The following is a 17,662-nucleotide window of genomic DNA, read 5'->3' as shown; positions in this document are numbered from 1 at the left end:
CTAATAGGGCCACTTAATCTGCCCTATTAACTCCATTACCTTATTTCTGTAAACTTTCATCTCTAATTGCCCGTCGTAAAATCTTACCTACATTTGTTTTCGGAAGTTCATCCCGGAATTCGACTACCCGTGGCACTTTATAAGACGCCATATTTTCTTTGCAATATGCGATAAGTTCTTCTTCATCACATTGCTTGCCATCTTTTAAAACTACAACTGCTTTAACTGTTTCTCCTCGATATGCATCAGGAATGCCAACAACGACCGCTTCCTGAACGGCAGGATGCTCATAAATAACCTCTTCCACATCACGAGGATAAATATTAAACCCACTTGCAATAATCAGGTCCTTTTTACGATCAACAATATAGGCATAGCCATCTTCGTCCATACGGGCAATGTCTCCTGTGTATAGCCAGCCGTCACGAAGCGTGTTCGCCGTTTCTTCCGGCATATTCCAGTAGCCTTTCATTACCTGTGGACCCCGAATGACTATCTCGCCCGTTTCACCAACAGGAACTTCCTCGGTTCCCTCTGCTAAATCAACAATTTTATAGTCAGTAGACGGGATTCCAATGCCGATGCTGCCTGGTTTTCTTTCGGCAAAAAACGGATTACAGTGTGTAACTGGTGCACTCTCAGAAAGACCGTAACCTTCCAGGATTTTAGCCCCGGTTTTTTCTTCAAAAGACCGCAGTAATTCACCTGGCATTGGAGCACTGCCACTGTTACAAATACGGATGCTGTCAATTCCATACTGTTCTGCTTTTGGATGACTTGTTAATGCTACATACATCGTCGGAACCCCCGGGAGTGAGGTTGGCTTCAAGTCCTTGATCGTTTGCAGCACTTCCTCCAACTCGAACTTTGGCAGCATGATACTTAGTGATCCGGTGTAAATGGAAAGATTCATGCAGGCTGTCATCCCAAACACATGAAAAAGAGGTATTACCGTGAGATAGCGGTCTTTCCCGGACTGAATTTCATCTTTAAAATATTCATAGACTTGCAGCGTATTGGTTAATATATTTCGGTGTGTAAGCATAACTCCCTTCGAACGTCCTGTCGTTCCACCAGTATATTGCAGTACAGCCACATCTTCTTTCGGATCAATTTCTACCGGCTCAGGTGGACGCTGGGCTTGTTTCAGAAAAGCTGTGAACCCTACTGCCAAACTATCTTCGGTGTCACGTCCTTCCAGGTTTACTTTAATCACGCGCTTAACAGATGTGTTATCGATAATTTGGTTCAAGACGGGAAGTAATGGTTCATAGATAACAATCGTTTCTGCCCCGGAATCGGTTAATATATGCTCAAGTTCTTTTCCAACGAGCATTGGGTTGACTTGTGTAACTGTTCCACCGGCTTGCAGCGTTCCATAATAACTTATGACGTAATGCGGACAGTTTGGAAGCATGAGAGCTACGCGATCTCCCTTACTGAGGCCATCTTGCTGAAGAGATGAAGCAAATGCTCCTGTTTGTGTTCCAAGCTCCTTATAGGTGATTTCTTTTCCATAAAAATAAAGTGCTTGATGATCTCCATAATTTGCAATCGTATTCTTTAGCATATCTGGAACGGAGTCATTGGGTATTTCAAGCTCCTTCTTAATATGCTCTGGGTAGTGCTTTAACCAAGTTCTATTCATTAGTCTTCCTCCCCTTAATTTGATAACGCTTACATTAAACTTATTCGTTGCTTGAAAATTTTACGATAGGTTGTTATCTAAAAGTTTTTTGCTACTTATATGAAATTCATCACAGACTAAGGACAACTAATTCACAGTGTTTAGTGTGGCTCTTTGACCTCGCAGTTGGAATATACTCGCTTTCCGTGGGCTCACCACGAGCCTCCGACGCACAGGACGTGCTAGTGCAGACGTTGCCACAGGACGTGGCGTACTTAGTCTGCCTCGCTCGCAAAGAACGCTCACTGTGGGGTCTCTTAGGCTCGCTGTCCCACAGGAGTCTCGCATATTCCAACTGCTGGTTTTAATGGTTTAAAACCTTGTTTTTGCCCATCACAATAAGCATTCTGTAATTATCAGGATAAAGTGAGCAATCCCCAGTGCAGGAAATACACGTAGACTCCTGGGGGAATAGCAACAGCTGAAGATCCCGCAGGAAGCGATTTTTGCTTCCGAGGAAGCTGAAGCGTTACCCTAAGGTTCGCGTAGTGTATTTCCGCAGCGGTGTCATAGCTCTAAAGTATTTTCTACAAACCATCGTTCTTTAAATTAACTGTAGCAACAAAAGTGCCCCACGATGATACTATGGAATTAAAACGAGTTTTCCTTTTGTTTTCCTTCCTTGCATTAAAGCATGAACATGTGCAGCATCTGCTAGTGGGTATGTTCCGCCTACTGTTAATTCTAGCTCTCCTTTTTGTACGTACGTTAAAAGTTCACTTAGACTATCTTGAAAAAGCTTAGGCTTTCGCATGATTTGCGGCAGGAAAAATCCTACAACAGATTGATTGCGTTTCATTAGTAAACCTGGGTAAAATTTTGCCTGTTCACCACTTGCTGCACCATAAATCACCAGACGGCCAAATGGCGCTAAACATTCAATCGTTTTATGAAAAACTTCACCTCCGACCATTTCCAGTGCAACATCAACACCTTCTCCATCCGTTAAATCACGAACTTCTTCTTCCCAATCTTCCTTGGTATAATCAACAGCATGATCTGCACCCATCTGTTTCGCAAACGCCAATTTCTCCTGATTACTGGCAGTGGCAATTACCTTCCCTGCTCCAAATAACTTTGCAAGCTGGACAGCCAATGAACCAACCCCACCAGCAGCCGCATGGACAAGAACTGTTTCTCCTTCTTCTAAACGGCCCATCGTTTTTAAAATATGATAGGCACTCAACCCTTGTAATGGAAGTGCGACTGCATGTTCAAATTCTACACCATCTGGCACAGGAATTACTGATGTTGCCGGTACAACTGCATATTCTGCATAGCCTCCAGACTCGATTAGTGCGACAACCCTTGCACCTTTTTGTATACCTTTTACATTTGAACCAACTTCGCTAACCACCCCTGCGACCTCTGCACCCGGGGTGAATGGAAGGTTGGTTGGTACTACATATTGACCTTCACGCCTGGCAGTGTCTGCATAATTAACACCTATTGCTTGTGCTTCAATTAATACGTCATCTTCACTGAATGCTGGCGCTTTTGTATCAATAACCTCCAGCACATCTGGTCCACCATATTCATTAAATTGTACTGTTTTCATAACTATAGCAATCCTCCATATAAAATTAGTCTTCTGCAATAATTGTTTTGCCGTCAAATAACCTTGGCACAACGGACAATAATCCCTTTTTGCTAACAAATTCCACTTCATTTTCAACACCATATGCAGCCATCAGCTTGCCAACATGTGATTGACGAAGCACATTTTCTGCCTGATCACTTAAATTTTCATAAAACAACTTTGCTGCCAAGGCACTGTCCGTTAGATCTACCTGTTCATGACTATAGCCACTTACAAGCTGATCAATAAAATATCCCGCTCCATAAAAATCCTCGATGCAAAATGAATTGTTGGATCCGGAACAGACAACGACAATCGATTCATTGTCATACCTTTCAATTAAGCGACGGGCGACTGCCTCACCATTTAACAAGGATGCCATATACACTTTCTTGGCAGATGCAGCTTTACGAATTGCTACCGTTCCGTTCGTTGTTGACAGCACCACCTTTTTCCCCGCTATATAGTTCTTAAGATATAATGGGACAGGGTCCAAAAATCCCTTAATCGTTATGCCATCACGCTCTCCAACAAGACAAACATCATCCTTTTCTATTGCCTCCGCTTCTTTTAACGCTTCCTTTTCATTCAATACTGGCGTTACCTGTTTTGCCCCATATGCCAGACACGTTGTAATCGTCGACGTGGCAAGCAGCACGTCAAACACGACAGCAATTTTATCCTCTTTCATTTGAAGATCATCGATTTCTTCCTTTTTCCAGAGAAGATGCACCTTCACTTCCGTCACACACCTTTTGAAGTATGCAACGCATATTGAATTAGGTTGGATACAAATTTATCAAATTGAGAAAATCTCGAATCATTTGTCTGGCCTTGCTTGTACCGGAAATAAATCTGCTGACAAATTACCGCAAGCTTGAAGTAGGCGAATGTCTGGTAAAAGTGAATACTTGAGACATCACGACTGCTTTTCTTTGCATAGTCCTCGATAAACTCCGTACGGGTAAAAAAACCATCCATCACGGTCACAGGAGGCTTACCAAGTCCCTTTTTCAATAGTTCCGGATCACCTGCTTCTATCCAATAACCCATGGCTGCCCCAAGATCTGCCAATGGATCGCCAACAGTTGTCATTTCCCAGTCAAACAATCCCGTTATTTCACTAAAATCTTCGGAAAACATAGCATTGTTCAGCTTGTAATCGTAATGAATAATCGTTGGGCTAGGCGATACCGGAATATTATCCGTTAGCCAGTTTGTTAACGCGGTTACCCCTGGTACGTCATCAGTCTTTGAACGGTCGTACCGCTTAATCCATCCCTTCACCTGACGCTCCATAAAACCATCCGGCTTAGCAATGTTGACGAGGCTGGTTTCCGTGTAATCTATTTGATGCAGCTCTACCAATTTGTCGACCATCAGCTCCGAAACCTTGCGCCCCAATGCCTTATCATATGACACCCCCTCAGGAAATTCAGTATCCAGTACAATCCCCTTTCTTCGTTCCATGATAAAAAAGGGGCTTCCAACAATGTCCGGATTATCCGAAAACACATGAGGCTTTGGCGCTGTTTGGTATGATGGATGTAATCCCGACAACACCGTATACTCCCGCTCCATATCATGTGCCTTTGGAGCAACTGGACCTAATGGCGGTCTGCGCAATACTGCTTCCCAGTCATTAATGCGTAATAAATATGTCAAATTGGAGTGGCCTGCACCAAACTGTTCAACTTCAAGCGGTCCATCCGGAACTCCTGCGATATTTTCTCTAATAAATTTCAATAGTGGATTTTTATCAAGTTCTTCACCATTCCGGACGCGGATTGTATCTTTAAAACCGAATTTCATCTCAGCCATCTCCTTCCATATGCGCCTGCAGCTTATCCTTAAATGAAACAGGAATCGCTATTGTTTGCTCCGCGTTTACGTCAAAATAAACCAGTACTACCTCACCCCTGGCAATCAAATCACCTGATTCACTCTCCGTCATCGTACTCGTCAGCGTTATACTCTTGGTCCCAATCTTTAATACCTCTGTGGCGACTTTGAGTGTCTTTCCGAAATAACCTTGCCTGATAAAGTCACACTTTGCTGACACCAGCATAAAAGCAAAATCACCATTCTCAATATCAATTCCAAGCTTTTTCAAAAACTCAATTCTTGCCTCTTCCATATAAATAAAATAACTCGCATTGTTAATGTGGCCTAACAGGTCTGTTTCACTGACACGGACTTTTATATCCAAAATATCCAGCCTAGCTCACCTCCTATTGCTCAATCCCTTTCAGGATCATATCTACATAGATTTCCACCAGATCGTCAATCGACACTTCTCCATCTGGCTTATACCACTGGTAACTCCAATTTGTAATACCTAAGATCCCAAACGTAATCATATCCGTCCGCAAACCATTACGGAATTCACCTTGCTGAACACCTTCATTAACCGTCTTTTCGATATTCAGGCGAAACTGATCCCGCTTCTTTTTAATATTTTCAATGTTTTCATTAGCCAAATGCCTCACCTCACGGAAAAACACCCGTGCACTTGGCCCTTTATCAGCAATATCTGTTACCAGTAACCGGATTGTCCTGCTTAATTTCTCTTTTTGTGATAGATCTTGATTGTCTAAAATAAGCTGCTGCCTTTCTAATAGATTGGTAATGTAATCAGAGTGAATATCCATTAACAGCTGCTCTTTACTTGAAAAATAATAATAAAATGTTCCTTTGGTCACCTCCAGCACATCGACAATATCCTGAATTGACGTTTGACTGAATCCTTTTTTCTCAAAAAGTATAATACTCTGGGTTGTTATCTTCTCTTTCATATTATATTCCTCGCTAGTTTGATATATTTATAAAGCATGTGCACCGCCATCGACTGATAGAATATCACCGCTGACATAATCGGATGCCTTTGATGCCAGGAATAAAGCCGCTCCTTTCAAATCAGCGTCACTTCCCAACCGGTTCAAGGGCGTTCCTTCTAAAATTTTATCTTTTCCCGAATGAATTAATCCTTTTGACATTTTTGTCGGGAAAAACCCTGGTGCAATGGCATTCACGTTAATATTATGTTGTCCCCATTTTGTTGCCAAATCCTTTGTAAATGTCATAATTGCCCCTTTACTTGTATTGTAGCCGATTGTGTCCATATACCTTGGATCTGTTCCTCCAAAGCCAGCAATCGAGGCGATGTTGATAATTTTACCACCTTCCTTCTCAATCATTACTTTGCCAACTTCCTGACTCATTAAAAACGTCCCCGTGACATTGACATTCATGACCTTTTGCCATGCTTCAATCGGCATATCGACAACAGGAGCGCCCCATGTCGCACCACTATTGTTCACCAGAATATCAATCGATCCAAAGTGTGCCTTTGTTTCATCAACTACTTTTTTAACATCGTCCTGGTTTGTAACATCACAGCTGAATGCCAGTGAATCAACACCAAGTTTTTTTAATTCCGCACTCATTTCCAGGCATGCTTCAAGTTTACGGGAGCACACGACAACATTAGCGCCTGCTTCTGCTAAGCCCTGGGCAATTTGCGCCCCTAGTCCACGTCCTCCACCAGTAACAATTGCCGTTTTTCCTTCTAGCTTAAAAAGTTCTAGTACATTCATGTTATATTCCCTCCATTATCACAAGTTTTTTTGAAGCTCTAATTTGGCTATCTGCCTGCGATGCACTTCATCAGGTCCATCGGCTAACCGGAGTGTTCGTGCATTCGCCCAATGTGCAGCCAGCGTGACATCATCACTCACTCCTGCACCACCAAACGCCTGTATTGCTCTGTCTATTACCCGTAATGCCATACTTGGTGCAACAACTTTGATCATTGCTATTTCTGTTTTAGCTTTCTTGTTGCCAACCGTGTCCATCATGTAAGCTGCCTTTAACGTTAATAATCGGGCTTGTTCAATGTCTATTCGTGATTCAGCAATCCATTCCTGAACGACACCCTGGTCTGCTAATTTTTTGCCAAAGGCTACGCGATCTTGTACGCGCTTACATAAATCTTCAAGCGCACGTTCTGCAGCCCCGATTAGTCGCATACAGTGATGAATGCGTCCTGGACCAAGTCTCCCTTGTGCAATCGCAAAACCTTTTCCTTCACCCCAGATCATATTTTCAGCAGGAACTCTAACATTGTCATATGTAATTTCTGCATGCCCGTGTGGTGCATGATCATAACCAAACACAGAAAGCATTCGCTCCACTTTCACCCCTGGTGTATCAAGTGGTACTAAAATCATCGACTGCTGCGCATGCCGATCAGCTTCCGGGTCACTTTTCCCCATGACAATCGCAATTCTGCAACGCGGATCACCTGCTCCGGACGACCACCACTTACGCCCATTAATTATATACTCGTCGCCATCTCTGACAACGCTTGATTCAATATTCGTCGCATCACTTGAAGCAACATCAGGCTCCGTCATCGAAAAACATGACCGAATCTCACCATTCAGAAGCGGGAGTAGCCACTTTTGCTTTTGGTCCTCGGTCCCGTAGCGATGCAACACTTCCATATTGCCTGTATCTGGAGCATTACAATTAAACACCTCAGGGCCAATCATCGAGCGTCCCATAATTTCACAAAGCGGTGCATATTCCTGATTTGTTAATCCGCCTCCCAACTCACTATCTGGCAAAAATAAATTCCAAAGCTCTTGTTCCTTGGCCTTGTGCTTTAACGTTTCCATAATCGGCGGAACAGCTGTCCAGCGATTTTCCTGGTGATTCAGTTGCTCATCGTAGACTTTTTCGTTTGGATAGACATGCTCCTCCATGAAATCCGTAAGTTTCTTCTGCATATTGATAACTTTTTCTGAGTACGAAAAATCCATCTCTTCATCTCCTGCTTATCTTCTAATTAACTTACTAACCGGATAGTATGTTCAGAATATTATAATTTATTATAAATGATTACTAAAAAAAATGCAATATAAAACGCCAGATACAATTGGAATTAGGAATTGTCCTGACGTTGTTATTTCGACTATTTCAGATGCTCTTTAAAAGCATCAATAAATTGTTGTGGGGATGATTTTACCGTATAGGAATAGACACCCTTATTTGTGTGTAGATACAAGAGACCGCCTGTTTTACCTACAACCCGATATGACATATCAAGTACATTTTCAATCAAAAACTCGCGATGCTGCGTTACTATTTTTTCATCATACATATAAATGATACGTTCATACTCAACATCTCTTTGTTCGAGACTGCTTACTTCCCGTTGAACTTTAACATACGGTTGTTCGGCGATTAAATACATGGACACCCTCCAGATTTCTTGTGGGTTAGGAATTTATAAAATTTAAGTGCTGTGGATAACTGGACTTCCGAATCAGCGACGTCCAGCTCTAGCGCCTAGTGGACTTCCCTCCCCGTGTCTACGATAAGTCAACATCGAATCGCTTACGCTCTTCGTGTATCCTTTATCTCACACGGGAAAATGAAGATCGACTAACACCGCCGCTTTGCGCGGCAACGTCGACCCACCCGCGATGCGCGGGCGCAGTCCATACGGCACTGAACAGGCGCTTGCGCCTTTGTTCCTACGCTATATGTTTTCTATGAATAATCGGATGACATCGGCTCCACCAATAAAGGTTCCTAAAGAACTTCCCAGATTTGCCAATACAACGACAAGCAGAATACGACTTACCTTATTATGCCAAAATCCCTTCACACTAAATACATCCTCTGAAATTGTTTCAAAATCCGCTACATTTGGTCTGCGAATATATGCTTGAACAATTCCCGCAAACCAGCCAGCAGCAATTAACGGATTTAGTGAAGTTAATGGGGCCACGGCAAAAGCAGTAAGAATCGCAAGTGGATGTGCCAAAGCAGCCGCGGCTCCAATCGCTGAAACAGATCCGTTCCATAACACCCAGCTTATCGTTTGCTGGATACCTGCAGAAGGATTTGCATAAAATGTATATGCAATAACTGAAAGAATGAGGATTGGAATTGACCAGCCGATAATCTTAGGAATCTTAGATTTAGGAGGTACTTCATCCAACCGTTCCAAGTCATGTTCATTATAGATTTCCTGTTTAATCCCGGGAACATGCGCTGCCCCCAATACAGCAACAACCTTCGTACCTGGTGCCTCTTTAATTTTCTGGGATAAATACTGGTCGCGCTCATCAATTAAAGGCTTTTTTAACTTAGGGAAGCTATCGGTAAACTCCTGCAGCATTGAATTTAGCATGTCCTGTGACTTCATTTTTTCCAGTTCTTCTTCAGATATTGTTTCTTTCGTAAAAATACTGCCAATCACTTGCATAAGAAGCATAGCTTTACCTTTTAGTCCGATACCACTCCAAATACGTGAAAAAGTAGTTTGGATATTCCGATCAGCAAGTACGAGGCCAGCGCCATTCTCCTTTGCTGATTCAATCCCTTGAATCATTTCCTGTCCTGCATTAATACCAAACTGCTTTGCCATTCGTTTTTGAAAGGATGAGATGGCAAGGTTCATTAGAAGCAGGGTTGCTTTCTTTTCCTTAATGACTTTAAATATATCCATATCCTTCCACTTGTTACCATCGACAATTGACTTATATCGTTGTTCATCCAGTTCAATACAAACAGAATCAGGCTTTTCTGCTTCGATAACTTCTTTCACCTGTTCTGCACTATGCTTTGATACGTGCGCAGTTCCAATAAGTATTAATTCTTTATCATTTATATTTATCCTGGTAATGTTCTCTTCAGACATAAACTACCTTCCTTTTATAGCTTCATTCATCACTATACCCATTATATAATGATACCTTAGACAAACAAAAGCCTGGCGTGAAAACCAGGCTTTTTATCATTATGTCATCCATTTAGGCGGACTGTTTTTATCCCAGTAAATCTCACCAATTTCATGATGGTTTTCAAACCCATCAGTGCTTAAATGATAATGGAAATTAAACCAGTATCCTTCTAACGGCCGGTTGTCACGCCGAACATGGAATCGTGCTATATCTTTTTTTGTTCGATTATCATATATATTAAATATCTTTTCCCCAAGGCCCTGTGATGGCTGTTCAGTAATGTTGTAATAAGGGACTTCATCTTCTCCTGCATCTGCCAAAATCATATTAAGCGATTCCTCAATTTTAGGTAAAATAGCTGTCATGAAATCGTCTTCTACCTGTGTCACAATTTTAGGTCCCATTTTAGTATACGTTTGTTCTTTTGCTTTTTTAGTTATTTCATTAATGAGGACTTCTTCGTCAGAAATTTGATCAGGTTCCGTTTGATTACTAACATCGGGTAAGGCAACTGAAACGGATTCATCAATATCCGACTTCGGTGAAATAGCCTCACTACTTTCCTCCGCTTCGGTTTCCAGAGAAATTTGCGGGACATAGATCCCTAAGGTCATAATTGCGATAAGGATAACTGAAATTTTTCTGAACCATAGTTTCATAGAAAATATCCCCTTTAATGTACTCTATTAAATTTTACCATGTTAAAGAGAAATGTCTACAATATTCTCTTATTTTATTTAAAAGATTACTCAACTTCGCATCTATAGAATAAGCTCAAATAGCTATCTTGATAATCTCAAACCATTTTTAATTGTTAAGTACTTTTTAAAAAGTTTGATTGCTATTGTGCCACTCCGGAAATACACTACGCTTTCCGTGGGCGGCTGATGAGCCTTCTTGCTCCTACGTCGCTGCGCAGTCTCATCTAGGCCTCAGCTCCCACAGGAGTCTACGTGTATTTCCTCCGCTGTTGACTGGAGTAGAAATCGCTATAGAATAAGTGTATGACAGCTACACTAGTCCGGGTGAGCGGAGGGCGGTGACTCCGGGAACAGCACGTGTCCAAAGACCCCGCAGAGTGGTTTTCTCGAGGAGGCTTGGGCCGTGCCCGCGGAAAGCACCCGCCCGTAGCGACCCCGGACGGTGGGATGAGAGTTTATAGAGATTATTCCAGCAGTTAGTTCGCAGCTTTATATCTAACTACAATTAATTCAATTTTTCTACATCTGTTACAGTGAAATTCTTTTTATCCATATCTTTTTTAATACTGTTCACCATTTTTTCGTCGGCTTCTTCTGGGAGTACAATACAAACTCTTCTAACGTATTTGGAACCGTTATTCAGCGAGATAACACTCTGCACATTACAGTATTTGTTAACAATTTTAAGCATCTTTCTTAAAACTCCAGCGTATTCCAGCGTTCCAATTGTTAGGGAATAGCTTCCAATATTCGCTCCCCAGGCATCCTCCAGCACCTGAATAACGTTTCCGTTTGTTAATATCCCAATAAATTGTTCTGAATCATCAATGATTGCAAGAAAAGGAAGACGCTTAATCGAAGAAAATACCTTAAAAAACGGATCATCTTCTTTTACATAGCCATTCTGATCAGAAACCAGCTCATTTAACACTCCATCGAGAGAATGTTCTCTTTCATATTCAAGTAAATCAACTTTGTAAATATTACCGACGTATTTAGACCCTGATTCATCCAATACCGGAATACAGCGATAACCGGTTTCCTCTAATTTATTCAACGCATGTTCCATACTGTCAGTTTCTTTCACAAATTCAACATCATGTTTAACTACATAATTATTTTTTATAAGCATCTTGTCTACCTCCTAATTTTTCTCTTATACTGTGAATAATTTAATATATTTTTACTATTTTCCTATATTTTCATTATAATATCAATAGTTAGAAGATTGAATTATTAAATCTAAAATACAGAAGAATACTTTTTCCTGTACTTCTTGTCTTCTTCTTTTTCAATTAAATCCAGTGCTATGTTCTTTATTTCTTCTTCATTCAATACGTCATACAAATTACTAAGGCTTTTAATAATATCGAAGCGAATTAATGTATAGTTTTTTTCGGAAGTACAATTATTAAAACGGTTAACAAGGTCCTTAATAACCATCTCTTTTTGCTCAGTACCAGCAAGACCTATCTTCCAAATTGATTGCAGGCTATGTCTGGCTGTCACAAATTTCTCATCTTTTGTTACTTCCCATACTGCTGCAAAGTCATGTAACATCCTTTTTTCAGGATCACTTATAGCCAAACTGCATAAAAACTGTGCAGCTCTCGCCCTTTGATGATTATTAGGATGCGTTAAATCATCCACCAATTGCCCCCAAATCTCATATGCCCAATCAACTTCAACTTTTGTAGCATCAATAATATTGTTGAAGGCCTCATATTGTAAGTTCTTATCATCAGATTGTAAATTCGCAAAGTAAGTTTGTATCGTACTATCCATTTGATTTCTCCTTTAAAAACCCATTTACTTAAGTATAGATGAAAGTTTTCATAAAATAAAAGTTTATGATAGGTATAATTACGCTTCAATAATTTTTGCATTCTTTCGATTATTAGTGTATAATGGTAGTTTCATCAAAAAATTTCATTCTCTATAATTAAACTACTTTCGGACAATATTCCATTGTCACTAATGATACAAACATATACTAGACTGAGATTTTTCCCTTATCATTATATTGAAATACTAAAGGAGGAGCTGCATGGATACAATACAAGATGTTTTAATAAAGGAAAGTCACATAGCCAAAGATTATGTTAATAAAGTATATAATACAGTTGAAAAACGTAACCCCAACGAATACGAATTTCTTCAGGCTGTAAAGGAGATATTCGATTCTCTAATCCCCGTATTTGATAAATATCCTAAATATATTAATTACGGCATTCTAGAAAGAATTGTCGAGCCAGAACGAGTTATCACATTTAGGGTACCATGGGTAGATGACCTTGGCACTGTACAGGTAAATCGTGGTTTCCGTGTTCAATTCAACAGTGCAATCGGTCCCTATAAAGGTGGTATACGTTTTCACCCTTCTGTGAACACCAGCATTGTTAAATTTTTAGGTTTTGAACAAATTTTCAAAAACTCGCTAACCGGACAACCAATTGGAGGCGGAAAAGGCGGGTCTGACTTCGACCCTAAGGGTAAATCAGAAATGGAAATAATGCGATTCACACAAAGCTTCACCTCCGAATTACACCGATATATCGGACCGGAAACCGATGTGCCAGCAGGGGATATTGGAGTCGGGGCCAGAGAAATTGGCTTTATGTTTGGACAGTTTAAAAAATTAAGTGGTGGCTTTGAAGCAGGCGTGTTGACAGGTAAAGGGCTAGAATACGGTGGAAGCTTAGCACGTCGTGAAGCGACTGGCTATGGTACTGTATATTTTGTTCAGGAAATGATGAAGGACAAAAACCTCGACTTCAACGGGAAAACTGTAGTTGTATCAGGCTCAGGGAATGTCTCCATCTACGCGATTGAAAAGGCTATTAAATTTGGTGCAAAGGTTGTAGCTTGCAGTGATTCTGATGGCTTTGTTTATGATGAAAATGGAATAAATCTTGAGACGATAAAAAGACTGAAGGAAGTTGGATCAGAACGAATCAGTGAATATGTGGAAGAACATCCTCATGCGCTGTACTCCGGAGATTGCAAGGGTATCTGGTCCGTTCCGTGTGACATTGCTTTGCCATGTGCAACACAAAATGAAATTGATGCAGAAACTGCAAGATTACTAGTAGTGAATGGAGTTCGTGCTGTCGGTGAAGGGGCAAACATGCCGTCTACACTGGAAGCTATCAATGTATTTCTCGACAACGATATTCTCTTTGCACCGGCAAAAGCTGCCAACGCTGGTGGCGTAGCAGTTTCTGCTTTAGAAATGGCTCAAAACAGCGGGAAAATATCCTGGTCGTTTGAAGAAGTCGATATAAAGTTACAGGAAATCATGAGAGATAACTACCGGAAAAGCATGCAAGCTGCAGAAGAGTTTGGAACACCTGGTAACCTGGTGGCAGGTGCCAATATTGCCGGATTTCTCAAAGTAGCAGATGCTATGGTGGCACATGGTATTACCTAATAAAAACTCAAATTATAAGAGGCTGACATTAATGTCAGCCTCTTATAATTTTATTTCAATTCTGACGGATGCTTCATGAAAAATGGTACTGCTTTAACCCCAGCTATGCGAGCGTATGTAAATAATTGACCTTTATGGTGTATCTCGTGATCAATTGCATTGGAAAGCCAGAAACTTCCTGGTGCAATATCTTTATTGAACTCTACTTCATCTGTTAGCTGTGATTTGGAAAGAGATTTTAAATCCTGCTTGGTTGTTTCCGTATATTTCTTGAGAATCTCACGTACATCACGCATTGTCTCATAATTTGATTCCTCTTGCGGAGGAGTGAACTCTCCATTTTTCACCGTTTTAACAAACATGTCCATCGATGTTGCTATATGAACTGCCAAATCGCCTAATGATTTCGCGTCTTCCCAAGGCTTGAACTGAGCTTGTTCGTCATCCACTAGTTCCAGCAACTCTTGTACTACTAGCCTATGTTTCAGCCAACCGTCAACAACTTCATCCATTGTACTCATCTATAACCCTCCCGTTAAGGTATCTTTATATATAATACTACATCTACTATGCTAAATTATTTACTAGAATTTCAAACAAAAAGGGACAAAGTTATTACCTTTTAAAACTTCTAAACAATTAAACTACTGCATGATAATTCTAATTTTTAAAAAAGTACAATCTATAAGAGAACCACTCTTTGCTTCCATGTTTTATAGTTAATATTCCCATTCGTACAACTAATTTGGTTATGATGGCGATTTTGTGTTTATGTGATTTTTAAATCGGGAATTCTATCTAAACAATTCGACAAGGAGTGATTCAGCATGGAACAAATTCTTTTTATTCAAACAGGTACCGGCATAGATGTGCATGGCCAGGATGTCACAAAGGCCTCGATTCGCGCAGTTGAAGATGCGATTTATGGAAACTCTATGCCAGGGATTGCGCAGAGCCTTCCTGATCAGCGAATTGAAAATATGAAAGTAAATGTTCGCTTGGCTGTTCCGCTCGACCGTGACAATTTAAGTATTGAAAAAGTAAAAGACATCATTCCATATGGTACAGTGACTGTTGATGTTACAGATGGCGGAATGGCTACTTCTAGTGGAATTATTTTGGAAGATAAACAGGATGACAATGATTTAATGTATATCGTAAATACTGCTGTTGAGGTAGGCTATTAAAAAGTTGCTGATTAGAAAAGCGAACACTTGATAATTGCAAGCTAAACCCTCCCTAATTTTTGTCACAATACAGTTGTAATAAGGGCTTGGTTACTCTCCAAGCCTTTGTTCATTCCAAGCCAAACACTATTTGCTTTCAGTTATTTGGCGGACACAGGAGCTGCTATTTCGGTAAAAAAAGCACTTTTTGAGGTTACGCGGACACAGATGCACTTATTTCACATATATCCAAGTGAAATAGGTGTAATTCCAGCAAATAAGGTATCTGGTGTCCACTTATACCTTACTATTGCTTGTTTTCCATAAAATAAGGTTCCTCATGTCCGCTAAAGTTGTTGCAGGCATTTGATCGCTATTATATTGTTCTCGTACAACAACGGCATTTAATGTTGTTTGTATTATTTTTTTCAAAAATAATACTTTGTGTAAATAGATTCGATTCTCAAGCATGAGAAGTGGCATTAAAATATCGACAATTTTGTGGAAATTTAAAAATACTGAGTTAACCGCTTAGATGGCTGGGTTTCATGAGGTTTTGGCTAAGTGGAAGGCAGTCGAAATTAGAGGAATCCCAAATACTGGGATTCCCTGTTTATTACTGGAATTCATGCTCTGCCAATGTTGTTGCAATTGAATCCTCAATGGAGGTATCCGAATTGCCTAGATAATTATTTAACATAATGGAAAATACCAAGTCTGTTCCATCCTGTGACGTGACATAGCCAGAAAGCGTTGAAACACCAGTTAATGAGCCGGTTTTGGCTACAACATTATCCTGGGCCGGCGGTGACGTCATACGGTACCTAAGTGTGCCACCAACAAGACGTTCTGGTGCACCAGCAACCGGCAGGGAGTTTTCAAATGCCGGAAACCAGCTTTTGTCCTGAATTGCAGCCAGAAATTTGGTAAGTTCATTGCTCGGAATCATGTTTTTGTGGGACATACCTGATCCGTCCCGCACAAGGATTGTATCACGGTCTACGCCAAGGTCAGCTGCCACATCTTCAATGACATCGAGTCCTTTATCCCAACTTCCTTCGCCATGCACCACTTTCCCCATTTCTTTTGCGAGAATTTCACCATGTCCATTGTTGCTCAGTTTCATGAACGGAATAAACAGCTCTTCAAGAGTCATCGATTTCCTTGAAGCAAGTACAGTTGCATCCTCAGGTGCTACCCCTCTTGTCACATCCGAATTGCCTGTCAGTTTAATGCCATTCTCCTCAAGTGATTTTTTAAATACATCAAGTGCATACCCTGTCGGCTCCCAAACAGAAACCCAGGACCTGGAGCGTGACCCATCAACAGGAATGGTTCCTTCAATTAAAATATCATTTGTCCCGTGCTGTCGCTCAATTGAAATGTCCTTGTTTTCACCAGCTGGAACTGTTTTGGCCTCGTTAACAATCGTGACATAGTCGGTCGCAGGCGTCACGCTGACATCAGGCTTACTACCAGCATCATCAGCTGGATAAACCTCAACAATAACCGTTCCCGCATCATAATCTTCATTTGGCGACAAGGATAATGCTGAAACTTGTGCCCCTGTGTAATAGGGCTCGTCAGACCAGTTTAGGTCCTGTGACAAACGGACATCATCATACCAGCTATCATCACCCATTAAATCACCCTGAATGACACTGATGCCTTGATCTCTTAATTCTTTTGCAAATTGATCCAGATCCTCTTCCATCAGTGTCGGATCACCTTTTCCTTTCAGATATAAATCCCCGTCAAGGGCATTTCCCCTGATATTACCGTCCGTCAGTACCTCAGTGGTAAATCGATAGTCCGGTCCCAAAGTCTCCATAGCAGCTGCACCTGTCAATAGCTTCATATTAGATGCCGGGTGAAGGCGTTCATCACCAGAGTATGCATAGAGTTGTTCACCAGTATTGGCTTCCCGAACACTGACACTTGTACTCGTTCCTTCCAGACTTTCGTGACGGAGAATTTCGTCAAGCTTGTCCGCTAACTGATCATTCTCATTTACTGTTTCTGCCGTATCTTCAGATGCTGTTACAAAGGGTTTCTCCTGACTGGCAAAGAGCATAACAATAACCATTGCCAGAAGGAAAAACAGAAATAACTGCCTCATATATCCCTTTGTGATCATAAAATTGTTCACACCCTTTTGCATTTATTTGAATATTTTCAATTATACTAAAATATCATGTTAATTTAACCTTATTTCTTCAAAATCATTCCTTTCACCTATGCCCAGAAAAAAATATAGTCCATAATATCTGGTTTTAATTAACTATTTTAATGGTGGAATTCTTAGCTACCAAAAAATCCCCCTCCCAGATATTATCAGGGATGG

The 17,662-nt window shown here is 40.8% G+C and carries 18 protein-coding genes; 2 read left to right on the top strand and 16 right to left on the bottom strand.

Going from position 1 to position 17,662, the window contains the following annotated elements; genetic code table 11:
- Positions 1 to 40: 40 nt before the first annotated feature.
- From ACTWQM_RS12580 to ACTWQM_RS12520, 13 genes are all read right to left on the bottom strand, one after another.
- A complete protein-coding gene (locus ACTWQM_RS12580) occupies positions 41 to 1,648 on the bottom strand; it encodes a long-chain-fatty-acid--CoA ligase (protein WP_443258509.1) in 1,608 nt (535 codons plus the stop codon).
- Positions 1,649 to 2,270: 622 nt separating this feature from the next.
- Positions 2,271 to 3,245 carry a quinone oxidoreductase family protein gene (locus ACTWQM_RS12575; RefSeq protein ID WP_443258508.1) on the bottom strand — a complete coding sequence of 325 codons (975 nt, stop codon included), beginning with the start codon at positions 3,243 to 3,245 and terminating at the stop codon, positions 2,271 to 2,273.
- 25 nt (positions 3,246 to 3,270) lie between these two features.
- Entirely contained in the window at positions 3,271 to 4,005 is a 735-nt protein-coding gene (locus ACTWQM_RS12570; protein WP_443258507.1) for a 2-phosphosulfolactate phosphatase, read from the bottom strand.
- Between the two features lie 5 nt (positions 4,006 to 4,010).
- Positions 4,011 to 5,078 (bottom strand): phosphotransferase family protein, encoded by a 1,068-nt coding sequence (locus ACTWQM_RS12565; protein WP_443258506.1) that lies wholly within the window; start codon positions 5,076 to 5,078, stop codon positions 4,011 to 4,013.
- A 1-nt stretch (position 5,079) separates the two neighbouring features.
- Positions 5,080 to 5,475 carry an acyl-CoA thioesterase gene (locus ACTWQM_RS12560; RefSeq protein WP_443258505.1) on the bottom strand — a complete coding sequence of 132 codons (396 nt, stop codon included), beginning with the start codon at positions 5,473 to 5,475 and terminating at the stop codon, positions 5,080 to 5,082.
- Between the two features lie 22 nt (positions 5,476 to 5,497).
- Positions 5,498 to 6,061, bottom strand: coding sequence for a TetR/AcrR family transcriptional regulator (locus ACTWQM_RS12555; RefSeq protein WP_443258504.1), 564 nt, complete (start codon positions 6,059 to 6,061; stop codon positions 5,498 to 5,500).
- A gap of 27 nt (positions 6,062 to 6,088) precedes the next feature.
- Complete coding sequence (locus ACTWQM_RS12550) at positions 6,089 to 6,862, bottom strand: SDR family oxidoreductase (protein WP_443258503.1); 774 nt, start codon at positions 6,860 to 6,862, stop codon at positions 6,089 to 6,091.
- A gap of 18 nt (positions 6,863 to 6,880) precedes the next feature.
- Complete coding sequence (locus ACTWQM_RS12545) at positions 6,881 to 8,089, bottom strand: acyl-CoA dehydrogenase (protein ID WP_443258502.1); 1,209 nt, start codon at positions 8,087 to 8,089, stop codon at positions 6,881 to 6,883.
- 152 nt (positions 8,090 to 8,241) lie between these two features.
- The gene (locus tag ACTWQM_RS12540; RefSeq protein ID WP_443258501.1) at positions 8,242 to 8,523 is read right to left on the bottom strand and encodes a hypothetical protein; all 282 of its coding nucleotides are present in this window, start codon (positions 8,521 to 8,523) and stop codon (positions 8,242 to 8,244) included.
- Between the two features lie 288 nt (positions 8,524 to 8,811).
- Positions 8,812 to 9,978 carry a TraB/GumN family protein gene (locus ACTWQM_RS12535; protein ID WP_443258500.1) on the bottom strand — a complete coding sequence of 389 codons (1,167 nt, stop codon included), beginning with the start codon at positions 9,976 to 9,978 and terminating at the stop codon, positions 8,812 to 8,814.
- Between the two features lie 99 nt (positions 9,979 to 10,077).
- A complete protein-coding gene (locus ACTWQM_RS12530; protein WP_443258499.1) occupies positions 10,078 to 10,680 on the bottom strand; it encodes a YpjP family protein in 603 nt (200 codons plus the stop codon).
- Between the two features lie 547 nt (positions 10,681 to 11,227).
- Positions 11,228 to 11,854: a cyclic di-AMP binding protein CbpA gene (gene cbpA, locus ACTWQM_RS12525; RefSeq protein WP_443258498.1), complete on the bottom strand. Its 627-nt coding sequence runs from the start codon at positions 11,852 to 11,854 to the stop codon at positions 11,228 to 11,230.
- A 110-nt stretch (positions 11,855 to 11,964) separates the two neighbouring features.
- A complete protein-coding gene (locus tag ACTWQM_RS12520) occupies positions 11,965 to 12,507 on the bottom strand; it encodes a hypothetical protein (protein WP_443258497.1) in 543 nt (180 codons plus the stop codon).
- A gap of 262 nt (positions 12,508 to 12,769) precedes the next feature.
- Here ACTWQM_RS12520 and gdhA point away from each other — a divergent pair, with 262 nt between their 5' ends.
- Positions 12,770 to 14,152: an NADP-specific glutamate dehydrogenase gene (gene gdhA, locus ACTWQM_RS12515; RefSeq protein ID WP_443258496.1), complete on the top strand. Its 1,383-nt coding sequence runs from the start codon at positions 12,770 to 12,772 to the stop codon at positions 14,150 to 14,152.
- A 50-nt stretch (positions 14,153 to 14,202) separates the two neighbouring features.
- On the opposite strand, the gene ACTWQM_RS12510 is transcribed toward gdhA, so the two are convergent.
- Positions 14,203 to 14,673, bottom strand: coding sequence for a DinB family protein (locus ACTWQM_RS12510; protein WP_443258495.1), 471 nt, complete (start codon positions 14,671 to 14,673; stop codon positions 14,203 to 14,205).
- Positions 14,674 to 14,979: 306 nt separating this feature from the next.
- On the opposite strand from ACTWQM_RS12510, the gene ACTWQM_RS12505 reads away from it, so the two are divergent.
- A complete protein-coding gene (locus ACTWQM_RS12505) occupies positions 14,980 to 15,339 on the top strand; it encodes a Lin0512 family protein (protein WP_443258494.1) in 360 nt (119 codons plus the stop codon).
- A gap of 276 nt (positions 15,340 to 15,615) precedes the next feature.
- On the opposite strand, the gene ACTWQM_RS12500 is transcribed toward ACTWQM_RS12505, so the two are convergent.
- Entirely contained in the window at positions 15,616 to 15,789 is a 174-nt protein-coding gene (locus ACTWQM_RS12500; RefSeq protein ID WP_443258493.1) for a hypothetical protein, read from the bottom strand.
- Between the two features lie 145 nt (positions 15,790 to 15,934).
- Positions 15,935 to 17,455, bottom strand: a complete 1,521-nt coding sequence (gene dacB / locus ACTWQM_RS12495; protein ID WP_443258492.1) for a D-alanyl-D-alanine carboxypeptidase/D-alanyl-D-alanine endopeptidase — start codon at positions 17,453 to 17,455, stop codon at positions 15,935 to 15,937.
- Between the last annotated feature and the right edge of the window lie 207 nt (positions 17,456 to 17,662).

The sequence above is a fragment of the Virgibacillus sp. L01 genome (genome assembly GCF_052246775.1).
In the GTDB taxonomy this organism is placed as follows: Bacteria; Bacillota; Bacilli; order Bacillales; family Amphibacillaceae; genus Lentibacillus.
This window is presented reverse-complemented; position numbering and strand designations above follow the sequence as displayed.